The sequence below is a fragment of the Streptomyces sp. NPDC002888 genome (assembly GCF_042888465.1).
Classification (GTDB): Bacteria; Actinomycetota; Actinomycetes; order Streptomycetales; family Streptomycetaceae; genus Streptomyces.
Genome location: NZ_JBIAPU010000008.1, coordinates 65827 through 80346 on the forward strand (window position 1 = coordinate 65827; position 14520 = coordinate 80346).

Sequence of the window (14520 nt, forward strand, 5' to 3'; positions counted from 1 at the left end):
CGGCCGACACGGCTGAGGGCCCGGGTCCGACAGCCGACACGAGTGAAGCCCCGCGCCCCGTGCCCCCGACCGGGGCCCGACCCGTGGCGGCACCCTCGCTCGCCGCCGAGTCCCGCACCGCAGACCCGATCCTCCCCCCGTACCGCGACCCCACCGCCCCCCTCCCCGCCCGAGTCGCCGACCTCCTCTCCCGGATGACCCTGCGGGAGAAGGCCGGTCAGCTCAACCAGCGGATGTACGGCTGGGACGCCTACCGGCGCACCCCCGACGGCGGCTTCGAGCTCACGGAGGCGCTGCACGCCGAGACGGACCGTTTCGAGGGGCTCGGGGCCCTGTACGGGCTGATGCGTGCCGACGCCTGGTCCGGGGTCGACCACGGCAGTGGACCGGGGGCGCGGGACAGCGCGGAGCTACTCGACCTCGTGCAGCGCCACGTCGTCGAGCGCAGCCGCCTCGGCATTCCCGCGCTGTTCGTCGAAGAGGTCCCGCACGGCCACATGGCCCTGGACGGCACCGTCCTGCCGGTGAACCTCGCCGTCGGCGCCACCTGGGACCCGGAGCTGTACGCGCGTGCCGCCGCCCACTCCGCCGCCGAACTGCGGGCCCGCGGCGGGCACATGGCACTCGTGTCCGCCCTGGACATCGCGCGCGACCCGCGCTGGGGCCGCACGGAGGAGTGCTTCGGCGAGGACCCGTACCTGGCCGCCCGGCTCACCGAGGCGCTGGTGCGCGGCATGCAGGGGGAGCTCGGGGAGCCCGACGCGCACTTCGCCGCCGACAAGGCCCCCGTCGTCCTCAAGCACTTCGCCGGTCAGGGCGCCACCGTCGGCGGCCGCAACTCCGCCGAGTCCGAACTCGGCCGGCGCGAGCTGCACGAGATCCACCTCCCCGCCGCCCGGGCCGGCGTCCGCGCCGGGGCCGCCGCCGTGATGGCCGCGTACAACGAGGTCGACGGCACGCCCTGTTGCGGCAACCGCGCCCTGCTCGACGGGCTCCTGCGCCGGCGCTGGGGATTCGACGGGCTGGTCATGGCGGACGGCCTTGCCGTGGACCGGCTGGCCCGCATCACCGGGGACAAGGTCTCCGCAGGGGCTCTCGCCCTCGACGCCGGTGTCGACCTGAGCCTGTGGGACGAGGGCTTCACGCACCTGGAAGAGGCGGTCGAGCGGGGACTGGTCGGCGAGGAGGCCGTCGACGCCGCCGTGGCCCGCGTGCTGCGGCTCAAGTTCCGACTCGGGTTGTTCGAGCGGCCGTACGGCCATCACGGGCCCGCACCGTCGGCCGAGCGCGGGCGCGAGGTGAGCACGGCGCTCGCCCGGGCCGCGGTCACGCTTCTCCACAACGACAGCGGCGTGCTCCCGGTCAGCCCCGACGTGTCCCGGCTCGCCGTCCTCGGCCCGCACGCCGACACCACCGCCCACCAGCTCGGCGACTACACCGCCCCCCAACGCCCCGGCACCGGCAGCAGCGTGCTGGACGCGCTGCGCCGGCTCGCCCCGCCCGGCACCGCCGTCCGGCACGCCCGCGGCTGCGCCCTCACCGGCGACGACCGCACGGGCATCCCCGAGGCGGTCGCCACGGCCACCGCCTCCGACCTGGCCGTCCTGGTCCTGGGCGGCAGCAGCGCCCGTACGCCCGACACGGAGTTCGACGCCAACGGGGCCGCGCGCACGGCCGTCTCCGAGATGACCTGCGGCGAGGGCGTCGACCTCGCCGGACTGCGCCTCGGCCCCGCCCAGCACGCGCTCCTCGACGCGGTCACCGCGACCGGCACGCCCACCGTGGTCGTCCTCGTCCAGGGCCGCCCGCACGCCGTCCCCGAGGCGGCGGACCACGCGGCCGCGCTGCTCACCGCCTGGTATCCGGGGCCCTGGGGCGGCGAGGCGGTCGCCGAGGTGCTGCTCGGGCGCGCGGAACCGGTCGGCCGTCTGCCGGTCTCCGTCCCGCGCTCGGCGAGCCAACTCCCCGTGTACTACAACCACAAGGACACCGAGTACGGCGGCTACGTCGACGACAGCGCCGAGCCGTTGTACTCCTTCGGTCACGGGCTGTCGTACACGAGCTTCGCGTACGGCCCGCCGCAGGTGGACGGGCGAACCGTCCGCGTCGACGTCACCAACACCGGCCAGCGGTACGGCCGCAGTGTCGCGCAGCTCTACATCCGCCGCCTGCGGACCCCCGTCTGGCCCCGCACCCTCGAACTCCGCGGCTTCCAGGCCGTCGACCTCGCGCCGGGCGAGACCCGCACGCTTGCCTTCCCCCAGCTCGGCTCCGGTTCGCAGACCACGGTGGAGATCCGCGTCGCCGAGTCGGCGCGGGCGGCGCTCACCGCCGTACCGACTCAGAGCTTCACGGCGCCCGACGACACTCCTCTGTAGAACCACCGCTGCGTGATCACGAACAGCACCAGCACCGGGATCACCGAGATCACCGAACCCGCCATCACCAGCCGCTGGTCGTAGCCGAACGACGACGACTGAAGCCGTGCCAGCCCGAGCGTCAGCGTGAAGTGGTCCTCCGTGCGCAGCACGATCAGCGGCCACAGGAAGTCGTCCCAGGCACTGATGAAGGTGTTGATGGTGACGACGAGGAGCGCGCCGTACGCGGACGGCAGGTACAGATACCGGAACCGCTTCCACTCGCCCGCCCCGTCGAGCATCGCCGCGTCCTCGATCTCGCGCGGGACGGCGAGGAACGCGGCCCGCATGATGAGGACGTTGATCGCGGCGACGAAGCCGGGCAGCCACACGCCGGCCAGGTTGTCGACCAGGCCCAGGTCCCGGATGCTGAGGAACAGGGAGACCATGATGGACTCGAAGGGGAACATCATGGACGCCATCAACAGCACCCACACCAGCTTGCGGCCCTTCCAGCCGGGCTTGGAGAGCATGTAGCCGGCCAGCGTGGAGAAGACGAGCTGGCTGCCGATCGACAGGAGCGCCACCACCAGGCTGTTGCGGATGTACGTCCACACCGGGACCTGGTCGAAGACCTGCCGGTAGGCCCGCAGCGACGGATGGTGCGGGAAGAGCGAGGCACCCGAACCGAACACGTCCTCGCCGGCGCCCTTCAGCGACGACAGCACCTGCCACAGCAGCGGGCCGACGGTGATGCCCAGGACGAACAGCAACAGCAGGTAGCGCACGACGAGTTCGCGGGGGCGGCCGTAGTCCCGCCAGCGCGGCATCAGGCGACGGCGCTTCTGCACGGCCGTGGTCATCCCTCGTCCTCCTTCGTCAGGCGCTGTGCGAACAGCGTGAGGCCCAGGGTGAGGGCGAAGAGGGCGACGCTGACCGCGGATCCATAGCCCACGTTTCCGGTGAGCGGGTCCAGGCCGACGTCCCGGATGTAGAACGGCAGCGTGCGGTCCGCGCCGCCGGGCCCGCCGGTGGAGCCGCCGAGCATGTAGATCTCGGTGAAGACGCGCAGCGAGCCGATGCCGGTGAGGGTGCCGACCAGCATCATCGAGGTCCGCACACCGGGCACGGTGACGTGCCAGAAGCGGCGCACCGCGCCCGCGCCGTCCACGGCTGCGGCCTCGTGCAGCTCCTTGGGGACGTTCCCCAGCGCGGCAAGGTAGAAGATCATGTACCAGCCGAGGCCCTTCCACAGCGTCAGGCCCATCGCCGACAGCAGGATCAGCCACGAGTCGGAGAGGAAGGGGATGGCGGACCGGATCAGGTGGGCCTTCTCCAGCCAGGTGTTGACCAGGCCCTGGTCGGCCAGCAGCCACTGCCAGCTCAGGCCGACGACCACGCTGGAGGCGAGGACGGGCGTGTAGAACGCGGAGCGGAAGAAGCCGATGCCGGGCAGGTTCTTCTCGACCAGGACGGCCAGCAGCAGCGGCAGCAGCACCATCAGCGGCACGACGATCAGCGCGTACAGCAGGCTGTTGCGGGTGGCCAGCCAGAAGTCGGAGTCGCCGAACATCCGGGTGTAGTTGTCCAGGCCCACGAAGGACGCGGCGCCGCCGAGCGGCTTGGCGTCGGTGAAGGACAGCAGGAGCGTGTTGAGGAACGGGTACACCCCGAAGACCGTCACGCCGACGATCGCCGGTGACATCCACAGCCAGGGCAGCCACCAGCGGCGGTAGAGCGCGGCGCCGCCCGCGTCGGCGCTGGGACCGGGCAGCACCGACCGGAGCCGCCCGCGCCACCGGGCGGGGCGCCCGGCGGTGGCCGGGGCGCCCGTGTCCGATGCCGCCGGCACGGGCGCCGAGGACAGTGTCGTCATCGTCAGCTTCCCTGCGCGATCAGCGCGTTGGCCTTCGACTGGGCCTCGTCGAGGGCGTCCTGGGCGCTCTTCTTGCCCTGCATGGCGAGCTGCACCTGCGCCGAGACGGCGTTCAGCTCACCGGGTGTCAGGGCGATTTCGTCGGCCGTCGCGGTCTTGCGGTCGCTCGCCACGATCTTGCGGGCCTCGGCGAAGGGATCGTCGCCCTGGACCGACTGGAAGAACGGGTCGTTCAGGGAGGCGGTGGTCGACGGGAAGATGACGACGTTGGGGTCCTTCGCCCACTCCAGCTGGTTCTGGGCGTTCGTCAGGAACTGCGCGAAGGCCAGCGCGGTCGAGGCGTTCTTGCTGGTGGACGCGGTGCCGATGTACTGCGGGGCGCCGACGGTGTGGCCGAGGGCGTCCAGCATGTAGCGGGCGACGCCGGTCTTCTTGTAGACGCTCGGGTTGTTCTGCTGGATGAAGCGCAGGAAGTTCGGGTTGGTGGAGCCGTAGACCAGCTTGCCCTGGCCGTAGACCGTGGACGGGTCCTGGTTGGAGGAGAGCGAGTCGCGCGGCATGGCGCCGGCCTTGTAGAGCCTGGTCATGCCCTCGACCCACTGTGCGGTCTTCGGGTCGTCGGCGAAGGTGAACTTCTTGCCGTCGGCGGTGAGCACCTTGATGCCCATCTGCTGCCAGTCGGCGGGGATGCGCAGACTGGGGTTGGCGAGGAAGGCGTAGTACTTGCCGTCGGAGACCTTGGCGATCTTCTCGGCGTCGTCGAAGAGGCCGAGGATGGTCGTCGGAGGTTTGGCCGGATCGAGGCCCGCCTTCTTCAGCAGGTCGTCGTTGAAGGTCTGCACGATGCCGCCGGAGTACCAGGGCAGGACGCTGTGCACGTCGGTGCCGGAGGAGTCCGCGTAGGTGCTCGACTGCCACATCGAGGTGGTGAACGGCTTGCCCGCGCCGGGGGCCTTCTTGTCCAGGTTCAGCAGGTAGCCGTTCTTGGTGAGCGCGATCGCGGTGTTGACGTTGATGTTCACCACGTCGGGCAGGGTGCAGGCCTGGGCGTCGGCGACCAGCCGCTGGGTGAAGGTGGCGTCGCCCGGGTCGTCGATCCACTTGACGCTCGTGCCGGGGTGCGCCTTCTCGAACGCCTTGATGACGCCGTTGAAGTAGCCGCTGAAGTCCTTCTTCAGGTTGGTCGTCTGGAAGGTGATCTTGCCCTTCACCTCGCCGGTGAGCTTCCCGGACCCGACGTTGTCCTTGGCCACCTTGCACCCGCCGGCGGTGGCGGAGCCGTCGCCGGATCCGCCACCCGACAGGCCGCAGCCGGCGGCCGTCAACGTCAGGGCGACGAGACAGGTGAGGGATCCGGTGAGTCTTCTCGCACGCATAGCTGCTGCCTCCTGCTGGTTCAAATCACCAACTCTGACCCCGATTGATGAAAAGGTGGACCAGAATTCATCGGAGGTCAATGGTTTCCCGTGTTGCGTTTCGGTTCCGTGCGGGAGCCGGGTGCGATCAGTGCCGGTGTTCGTGGTCCGGGTGGGACGGGTCGCCCGGGTGCTCGTGCCCGGCCGCGTACACCACCCCGGCACGGGCCCGGTCCAGCCAGTCGAAGAAGGCCCGCTGGGCCGCCACCCGCCGCAACTCGCGCGCGATGCCCGCGCGGGCGCGCCCGTAGGGCAGGAAGTCCTCCGGGGCCGCCCCGCCGAACGGGTCGACCCCCTGCCGGAGCGCCTCGGGGGTGAGGAAGCGGTCCGGGTTGCGGTCGTAGTAGTCCCGTACGGCCGCCTCCGGGACCTCCTGCTCGCGCTCCAGCTCGGCCAGCAGGGCGCGCGCGGCCGGGGAGTGGGCGAGCGTCGCCGCGACGATGCTGCCGAGGTCGGCGACGTCCGTCCCGGCCACGGCGAGCACCCGGGACGGCGAGACCTCGTCGGGCGGTGCCAGGCCGCGTTCCGCGCAGGTCCGGCGGGCGAGTTCGTCGGTGACGACGACCTGGGTCGCCCAGCGCCGCCGCTGCCGTCCGGCCCGGGCGAGCGCCTCGGGGCGCGTCTCGCGATCCCGGGCCGGGACGGCGGTGAGCAGGGCATCCACCCGGCTCCGGGGAACGGCCTCGCCGTGCACCAGGGCGGCGTGCTCCACATGGGCCGGTTCATGAGACCCGTGTTCCCTCACGGCGTCACCTCCACCGGTACCGCCTCCGTGTACGCCACACAGCCGTGCCAGGCGAGCTTCGCCATCAGCCAGTACGTGCCCGGCGGCACCGCCGAGCCGTCCACCTCGATGGCGTACTCGGCCTCCTGCCCGGCGTCCACCGTGAACCCCTGGCAGCCCGGTGCGACCCCCGCCCAGGTGCCCCAGGAGGACACGGCCCACAGGGTGCCGTTCACCGGCCCGTGGGTCGGGTTGCGCAGGGTCACAGGGACCCGCGCGCGCTCGCCCCGGCGTACGGTCACCCGCTCCACCGCGAGGCCGGACACCAGCGTCGGACCGGGGGGTTCGCCCGGCACGTCGAGGGCGACGACATCCTCGTACGCCTGCCCGCCGTACGACAGCCGAGCGGTCAGCCAGTGCCGGCCGGGCGCCGCGTCCGGCGGCGGCACCACCGTGACCTCGCCGAGCGTGAACCCGCCGGGGCCCAGCGCGTACGGCAGCTCGGCGGGCTCGACCGACCAGCCGGGCGGCGCCTCCAGGCGCACCGCCCCCGAGACGGGCGCGTCGGTCAGCTCCGAGCCGACCCGGACCGTCGCCGTGACGGGGCCGGACGCGGTGAGCGTGCTCGGGGAGAGGTACACCGCCACGGGGAGGTTGCCGCGCGGCGCGGGGCCGGAGTTGTGCAGCCAGTAGCGGGTGGCGACAGGTCGGGCGGGCTCGTGGGCGGCGACGCCGGGGCCGGAGGCTCCTGGGCCGGTGAGGGGTGTCGCCAGGACCGTCGCCACCTCGAAGCCCGTCAGCCGCACGTCGAGGCTGCCGTCCGCCTCAGGTGACAGGGGCTCCCCGGCCCGTTCCAGTACGTCCGCCCGCGCGCCGCCCGTCCACGCGCGGGGGCCCCGCACCCGCGCCCGCACCGGACGCCCGTTCACCTCGTGCATCCGGACGACGACCCCGCGCCCCGGGTCGGCCGGCGCGACGCTGCCCCGGGCGAGCGGTGAGCCCGCCGGCTTGAGGGCGTCGAGCAGGACCGTGCCCGCGGGTTCGAGCTCCAGCAGGGTCGCCGACCTCGGCAGCAGCGCGTCCTCTTCCGAGGGCCGCCTCAGCCGTGCCGTGAGCGGATGGTTGAACGCATGGCCCGCCTGCGGCAGCCGTAGTTCCCGCCAGTCGCCCTCGCCCGCGACGACCGCGTACTCGAACGTGTGGGACCAGCGCTGGAGCTGGAAGGCGGACCCGTCGGGGGCGGTGCGGCGGGGCGGGTCGACCCAGATGCCGGAGGGCCAGCCGGTGCAGGAGCGCATCAGGGACATGTAGAGGTCGCCGGAGGGTGTGACGACACATCCCGGCGTGCCGCGGTTGAGGAGGGCGAAGCTCCGGCCGTCCCAGGCGTCGCCCGGCGGCAGCGCCTCGCCGCCGCCCGCCGCGGCGGCCCGCACGGTCGCCGTGTCGTCGAGCTGGTCGACCAGCGCGTCGACGGCCTTGGCGTCGTCCTCGGGGCGGGCGCCCGCCACCACGAGCAGCGGCAGCCGTTCGAGGTCGCGCAGGTCCGCCCCGGGCACCCACTCCTCGCGCAGCGAGGCACGCGGCGCGACCCACACGGCCGCGAGGCCGCCCTCGGCGAGCTGTCGGCGCAGCTCGCGCGCGGCGGCCGGGTCCCAGCCGAGGGCCTCGGCGACCACGGCGTTGCGGTCGGGCCCGCCGACGGCGACGCGGATGTCGGGGAGGTTGGAGTCGACCTCCAGGTCGCCGTACCGGGGGCCGCCCGCGATCGTCGAGGTCGCGGTGACGCCCGCGCGGACCAGGGCGGCCGCGAGCGGGGTGCCGAGGTCGCCGGCCTCCTCCCAGGAGGCGAAGACCAGCTCGGCGACCCCGATCGCCCGGTGCCCGAGGAACCGCCCGGAGTCGTCATGCACCGCGACGCGCGCCGTGGACCCGAGGCCGAACCAGGTGTGGGCCGGGTTGTCCAGCGTCCACGGGAACCGCTCGCTGTCCACGTCCACGAAGCCGAAGCCGCGCCCGATCACCGCGTCCGCCACCTCGTGCACCGGCAGCCCGCCCCGCACGTCCGACGGCCAGCGCACCCGGATCAGCCGGTCGGCGCCGTCGTAACCGTCGACGGTGGTGGACACGTCGAGGCGGTCGACGCCCGTCCACAGCGTGAGCCGCTGCGTGTAGTGGAAGAGGCCGAGGTCGGCGCGGACGGTGATGCGGGACCCGGCGGGGGAGTGCTCGACATCGATGTCGGCGCTCACGTCACGGCTGCGGGCGACGGTCGTGCCGGTCGGGGTGAGGTGCCAGGGGCCCTCGCCGAAGCGCGGGTGCCTCGGGTACTCCTCCTGGACGACGAGCTCGTTGCCGACGTCACCGGCGCGCAGCAGCTCCCGGCCGGCCCCGGCCCCGGCTTCGGTTTCGGCCCCGGCTTCGGTGAGGGCGCGCAGGCCGCTGACGGCGCCGCCGCGTGCCGGGTCGACCGTCACCTCGTAGAACTCGTTGCGGATCGTTGTCCCCTCGCCCCTGGTCCACCCGGGCACGGGACCTCTGGCGAGGGGGAGGGCCTTGAGTCCCGTGCCCGGTGTCTTCGGTGCGACGACCCGCAGGCACCCGTCGTCGTCGCGTACGGCGGGCAGGGGCTGGAAGGTGTCGTCCAGGGGGACCAGGTCCGGATCGTCGACGGTGAGCACGTCCCGCCGCTGCCAGGTCGCGGAGTTGAAGACGACCAGGTCCGGGCCGCTGCCCGGGGTGACGCGGTCGGCGAGGGCCTGGGTGGCGTCGGCGTGCACGGTCCGGGCGAGGTCGTACAGCTCGCGCCAGCCCGTCAGCAGGTCGATGTAGACCTGGTCGGACTCGGAGCCGGTGATCGCGTCGTGGTGGGCGCCGTAGATCAACTGCCGCCAGGCCTTGTCGAGGGCCGCGTCGGGGTAGGGGTGACCGGTGACGAGGGAGGCGAGGGTCGCCCAGGTCTCGGCGTCGGCGAGCAGCGTCTCGCCGTGGCGCTGGGCCTGCTTGGTGTCGATGTAGGAGACGTCCTTGCCGGTGTAGACGGGGTTCATGTCCCGCGTCTGCGGCGAGGCGCGGCGGCCCTCCGCGGCGAGCTGGGCCCGTACGGCGGCGAAGAAGTCGCGCGGGATGCCGCTGACGAAGCGCGGCCAGACGTACCGGGCGTTCCAGTCGCGGTGGATGGCCATCACCCAGCGGCAGGGCGGCGCGTAGTCCCCGCCGACCGGGAGCAGCACGTTGCGGGTGAGCGCGACCTTCTTCAGTCCCGTGAACAGTTTGAGGGCGGCCGCCTCCGCCTCCGGCAGGGTCGGCGCGTTGTCGATCGCCCAGCCGGCGCCGTAGTGGTTGACCATGTACGCGGTCAGCAGCCCGCGCCCGGAGGGGGCGATCCACTCGAACTCGGCCGGGAACTGCATCCGCTGCGGATCCCTCGGCTCCTCCCCGAACACGGACAGCGTCGGCCCCCACTGGTGGAACGGCCCCCGCGCCCACGAGCTGGAGGTGACCCCCGCGTCCGCCATCAGCCCCGGGAACTGCGGATCGTGCCCGAAGGCGTCCAGCTGCCAGGCGGTCTCGGGGGACGCCCCGATGATTCCGCGCTGGTATCCGTCGCCGTACAAGGCGTTGCGTACGGTCGCCTCGGCGCCGGTGAGGTTGGTGTTGGGTTCGTTGTAGGTGCCGCCCATGATCTCGACGCGGCCGGTGCGGATCAGCTGGCGCAGGAAGGCGCGCTCCTCCGGGAAGGCGTCCCAGTACGGCTTGAGGTAGTCGACCTCCGCGAGCACGAAGGTGTACGCCGGGTCGCGCCGGGCCAGGTCGCAGTGGGCGCGGACCAGGCTCATGCCGGACTGGCCGCGCGAGTCGAAGGTGCGGGCGGGCAGGCCGGTGAGGGCGGGGTCGTCGGCGACGTCCCAGGTCTCGGTGTAGGCGGCCTGGGTGTTCCACCAGACGGGGTCGTAGTGGAAATGGCTGACCATGAACATGGTCCAGCCGGGCTCGGCAGCCGTGAACTCGGCGGTGTGCCGCACCACTTGGGCGCCGTCCTCGGCGGTCACCGTGATCTCGCGGCGCTCGCCGGGGGCGAGGCCGGCGGCGGTCACGGGGACCTCGGCGCGTACGGTGCCGTCGTCGTCCGTCGTGGCGAGGGACTCTCCGGTGACTCCCGGGCCCTCGACGGTGAGGCGGACGCTCCGGCCGGGGGTGTGGCCCAGCTCGACGGCGACCACTTGGCGCGGCTGCTCGGCGGTTCCGACGAACAGCTCGGTCGACTCGACAGAGGTGACGCGCATGGGGCTCCTACGAGGGATGCTCGGCGGGGCCCCATGGTGGCATCGTAAGGATGATTCAAACAACCATCTTCACGATTCGAAGTTGGTTCATCCATACATTCGTGGTTGGCTCAGCGCGCGCGCCGGTTCTTCACCGCGTGCTGCCCGGCGATGTGGTCGGTCAGCGCCAGCGACGCGCTCGCGCGCTGGTAGGCGAGCTGGGCGACCCGGACGTACAGGCAGTCGATGAGGACCAGGACGGAGTGGCGGGCCCCGATGCTGCCGGTGCGGAAGCTGGTCTCCGAGGAGGAGGAGATGAGCCGGACGTCGGCGACGCGGGCGAGCGGCGAGCGCGGGTCGGCGGTGATCGCCACGGTGGTGGCACCACGCTCCTTGGCCAGTTCGAACGGCTCGATGACCTCCCGGGTCGCCCCCGAGTGCGAGATGCCGACGGCGACGTCCGCCGGGGTGAGCAGAGCCGCGGAGGTGGTCGCCGCGTGCACCTCGGTCCAGCCGCGGACCGCGCAGCCGATGCGGAACAGCCGGGTCTCCGTCTCCTGGGCCACCGCGCCGCTGCCGCCGACGCCGTAGACGTCGATGCGCCGGGCGCGGGCCGTGGCCTGTGCCGCCCGCTCGATCGCGTCGAGGTCGATGCGGTCGATGGTCTGCTGGACCGCCCGCAGGTCCGCGCTGCCGACCACCTGCACGACCCGTTCCAGATCGTCGTCGGGGGAGATGTCGGGGCCGATCTCGGCGCTGCCCCAGTCGGACGCCTCGCCGCGGCCGCGCTCCTGGGCCAGCTCGATCAGCAGGTGCTGGTAGGAGTCCAGGCCGATGGCGCGGCAGAAGCGGGTCACCGTGGCCTGGGAGGTGCCGGTGCGGCGGCCCAGTTCCGCGGCCGAGCAGTGGGTGACGGCGGCCGGGTCCTCCAGGATCAGCTCGCCGACTTTGCGGAGGGAACCGGCCAGACGTGGCAGTTCCGTGCGGATCAGGGTGGTGACGTCGGTCGAGGGCATGAAGAGAAGGTATCAGCCACCGATTGACGCGCTGATTGAATACCAGGACCGTGTGTGATTTATTGATTCACCGATAGAGTTGCAGAGGGTGGTTCAATCCACCAGATCTGTTCCGCCAGTGTGGGGAGTGTCGTGTGTCCGTCGAGTCCGTGAGCGCCGAGAGTTTCGCGCGGGAGGGCCTGGCCGTCCTCCACCGCGTCACCGAGTCCGCCCGGGACGACGTGGCCCGGGCCGCCGCACTGATCGCCGACTGCGTACGCGCGGGCGGTGTGGTCCAGGCGTTCGGCACCGGTCACTCCCAGGCCCTGGTCCTCGAACTCGCCGGGCGCGCGGGCGGGTTGGTGCCCACCAACCGGCTGAGCATCGCCGACCTCGTGCTGTACGGCGGCGACGCCCCGAGCGTCCTCGACGACCCCCTCCTCGAACGTGAGCCGGGCGTGGCCGAGCGGCTCTACGACCTCGCGGCCCCGCGCCCCCAGGACCTCCTCGTCGTCATCTCCAACTCCGGCGTCAACAACGTGATCGTCGAGATGGCCCTGCACGCCAAGGAGCGGGGCCACCGCCTGCTCGCCATCACCTCGCTCGCCCACACCCGGGCCGTCCCCGCCGGCCACCCCAGCGGCAAGAAGCTCGCCGACCTCGCCGACGTCGTCCTCGACAACGCGGCCCCGCCCGGCGACGCTCTCCTCGAACTCCCCGGCGGCGGCTCGGTCTGCGCCCTGTCCACCCTGACCGGCGTCATGCTCGTCCAGATGACCGTCGCCGAAACCGCCGCCCAACTCCTCGCCACCGGCGACCGCCCCCCGGTCTACGTCTCCGCCAACGTCCCCGGCGGCTTCGAGGGCAACCTCGAACTGGAGAAGCGGTACGCGGGACGGATCCGGCGGACGGCGAGCTGAGAGGGACGGCCGGCTGGGCCGGGCGTCCGTGGCCGCGGCGCTGGGAGGTGTGTGACCACTCTCGTGGAAAGAAACACCCCATCTTGGCTGAACGCCACCCCCGGGTGGTAACCCAAATGGCTGGGACGCTGTGACCTGGGGTTTCGCTGTAGACGCCTGCGGCTGGTCTGTCAGTGTCGGTCGCTGTTGAGGGCCTCGTTCACCCTCGTACGGCCCAGAGACGGCCCAGGATTAATCATCTCGATTCGCCCGCGCGGTCGACGGCGACCCCCTCGACTCTGCCCGTCTGAACCTCAGCCGCCGACAGCCGGCCACGACGGCGGGCCGGCCAACCGACCATGCGCGCGTGTGCCTCGCCGCACCCCCACCGGCCTCAGCCACGCTGCCTCTTTGTTATGGCGAGCAGGCCGAGCACCATGCCCCTCGTCTCTGCAAGCCGCACCAGCGAGCCGATTACTCAGCACAGCCACAACAACATCACTCAGAGATGCAGAAGACACCGACCATGTTGAGGACCCCCTCGGGCCACGCCTCACGGGATCCGGATACGCGTGCAGGTCGGCCCGCGTTGGCTGCGTGATTCGCACAGGTCGTCGGTTCCGTTACTCGCGTTGAGGGCCGTGATGCTGATGCCCCCTGCCTCTGGTGGAAGTGCCATCGGCATGCTGACTCGCTGCTCGACCGTGCCCGTGTCGTCAGGTCTGAGCTCACTTGAGTAGTCGTCGACCGAGCCCCGGACGGGCGTGTCCAAGTTGGCCCTGGTGACCGTCACGTACACCCGGATGGTCGCCCACGTCTCCACGCCGTCGGCATGCACGTCGAAGCTCAGTTGCAGATGGGACCGAGGGCCTTCGATCTTGACGTCGGTGATGTTGGGTCGTCCGTTCCCGCCGGCGGCCTTGGCCGCGCCGATCACCGCCACGCTGAGAGCCACCATGTAGAAGATCACTCCAAGGATGAGAACGCAGGTCTCCCACAGATTGCCCCGCTGGGTGGGGTGGATGAGCAGGGCAACGATGCTGCAGACGATGGCGAGGATCGCGCAGAGCGAGGCCACGTAGATCGGCCATGACTCGTTGTTGAGGGCGACGAACACGACGTCGCTGGACAGCCCAAGAGCCGTCATGATCCCGGCAACGGTGATCAGCGCACCGGCCAGGATCTTGGCGACGTCGTCCAGGCGCTTTCCGACCCTGGCCTGGATCTCGTCGGGCGTCGGCGCAGCCTCTTTGTCGTCGCCCGTGTTCGGCACCCTCATTGCGGCCCTCCACGCCGTAGGCCCACGCAGGCAAGGCCATACACCGCTTGGTGCGCCCAATAAAGAGGCAACCCAGCCCATGGCACCCGCTCGACTACTCGCCATCGGGTGGGTGAGGCTGCCAGCCCCAGTCTGGCCGTGGCCTGTGAGCAGGTTGCTGCAACCTATCGACGGGCAGCCGTGATCGTGCTGCGGACACTCGCACTCCACGCATCTTCACCGAGCGAAGTCACCCCATCGAGGCGGCTCCCATTCCCGGCTTCTGGATGTTGCGGGTCTGCCATGGCGGCGGCATCGCCATCCCCCTCAACTCACCACTCTCCCTAGCTCCCGCACCAGCCACGCACGGCCAGCACTCGCGAACGGCGCCCCCGCCATCTCGGAGCCTGAGCGCCCCCGCCGGAGGCATGTCCTACACCTGCGGCCGACTTCCTCGCTTCTGTCCGCAGCACCTAGCGCGCCGCCGGGCGCGGCCAGCCGGGCCGCAGACAGGAGGCAGGCCGCGCCGCAGAGGCGGCGCGCGCCCGCGCCGTGCGCGGACCTTGAACCCGTAGAGAAAGTTGTGGTCGAGCAGCGGTATCACGCGGTCATGAAGGTCCCTCAACAAGTCCTTTCGTTGCAGGTCAGGAGTACTTTCCGCTTTTCTGATCAAGCCTTGGGCAGCCCACTTCCGCGTGGTCTGAGCGTGGTAACGGCCCGCGACCTGGGCGGGC

At 71.7% G+C, this 14520-nt stretch carries 9 protein-coding genes; 2 read left to right on the forward strand and 7 right to left on the reverse strand.

The window, feature by feature from the left end; all coding sequences use genetic code 11:
- Positions 1 to 194: 194 nt before the first annotated feature.
- The gene (locus tag ACFYWX_RS15185; RefSeq protein ID WP_389424670.1) at positions 195 to 2378 is read left to right on the forward strand and encodes a glycoside hydrolase family 3 N-terminal domain-containing protein; all 2184 of its coding nucleotides are present in this window, start codon (positions 195 to 197) and stop codon (positions 2376 to 2378) included.
- On the opposite strand, the gene ACFYWX_RS15190 is transcribed toward ACFYWX_RS15185, so the two are convergent.
- The 6 genes from ACFYWX_RS15190 to ACFYWX_RS15215 all read right to left on the reverse strand — a co-directional run bounded on the left by ACFYWX_RS15190 (position 2342) and on the right by ACFYWX_RS15215 (position 11650).
- Positions 2342 to 3220, reverse strand: a complete 879-nt coding sequence (locus ACFYWX_RS15190) for a carbohydrate ABC transporter permease (RefSeq protein WP_389424461.1) — start codon at positions 3218 to 3220, stop codon at positions 2342 to 2344. The genes ACFYWX_RS15185 and ACFYWX_RS15190 overlap by 37 nt on opposite strands.
- A complete protein-coding gene (locus ACFYWX_RS15195; RefSeq protein ID WP_389424462.1) occupies positions 3217 to 4233 on the reverse strand; it encodes a carbohydrate ABC transporter permease in 1017 nt (338 codons plus the stop codon). Before ACFYWX_RS15195 ends, ACFYWX_RS15190 begins: the two co-directional genes overlap by 4 nt.
- A gap of 2 nt (positions 4234 to 4235) precedes the next feature.
- Entirely contained in the window at positions 4236 to 5609 is a 1374-nt protein-coding gene (locus tag ACFYWX_RS15200; RefSeq protein WP_389424463.1) for an extracellular solute-binding protein, read from the reverse strand.
- 127 nt (positions 5610 to 5736) lie between these two features.
- Positions 5737 to 6393, reverse strand: coding sequence for a peptidyl-prolyl cis-trans isomerase (locus ACFYWX_RS15205; protein WP_389424464.1), 657 nt, complete (start codon positions 6391 to 6393; stop codon positions 5737 to 5739).
- Positions 6390 to 10655, reverse strand: a complete 4266-nt coding sequence (locus tag ACFYWX_RS15210) for an NEW3 domain-containing protein (RefSeq protein WP_389424465.1) — start codon at positions 10653 to 10655, stop codon at positions 6390 to 6392. Before ACFYWX_RS15210 ends, ACFYWX_RS15205 begins: the two co-directional genes overlap by 4 nt.
- A gap of 110 nt (positions 10656 to 10765) precedes the next feature.
- Complete coding sequence (locus tag ACFYWX_RS15215) at positions 10766 to 11650, reverse strand: MurR/RpiR family transcriptional regulator (RefSeq protein WP_389424466.1); 885 nt, start codon at positions 11648 to 11650, stop codon at positions 10766 to 10768.
- Positions 11651 to 11784: 134 nt separating this feature from the next.
- On the opposite strand from ACFYWX_RS15215, the gene ACFYWX_RS15220 reads away from it, so the two are divergent.
- Positions 11785 to 12549: a sugar isomerase domain-containing protein gene (locus tag ACFYWX_RS15220; RefSeq protein ID WP_389424467.1), complete on the forward strand. Its 765-nt coding sequence runs from the start codon at positions 11785 to 11787 to the stop codon at positions 12547 to 12549.
- A 532-nt stretch (positions 12550 to 13081) separates the two neighbouring features.
- On the opposite strand, the gene ACFYWX_RS15225 is transcribed toward ACFYWX_RS15220, so the two are convergent.
- Positions 13082 to 13807 carry a hypothetical protein gene (locus ACFYWX_RS15225; protein WP_389424468.1) on the reverse strand — a complete coding sequence of 242 codons (726 nt, stop codon included), beginning with the start codon at positions 13805 to 13807 and terminating at the stop codon, positions 13082 to 13084.
- Positions 13808 to 14520 lie beyond the last annotated feature (713 nt).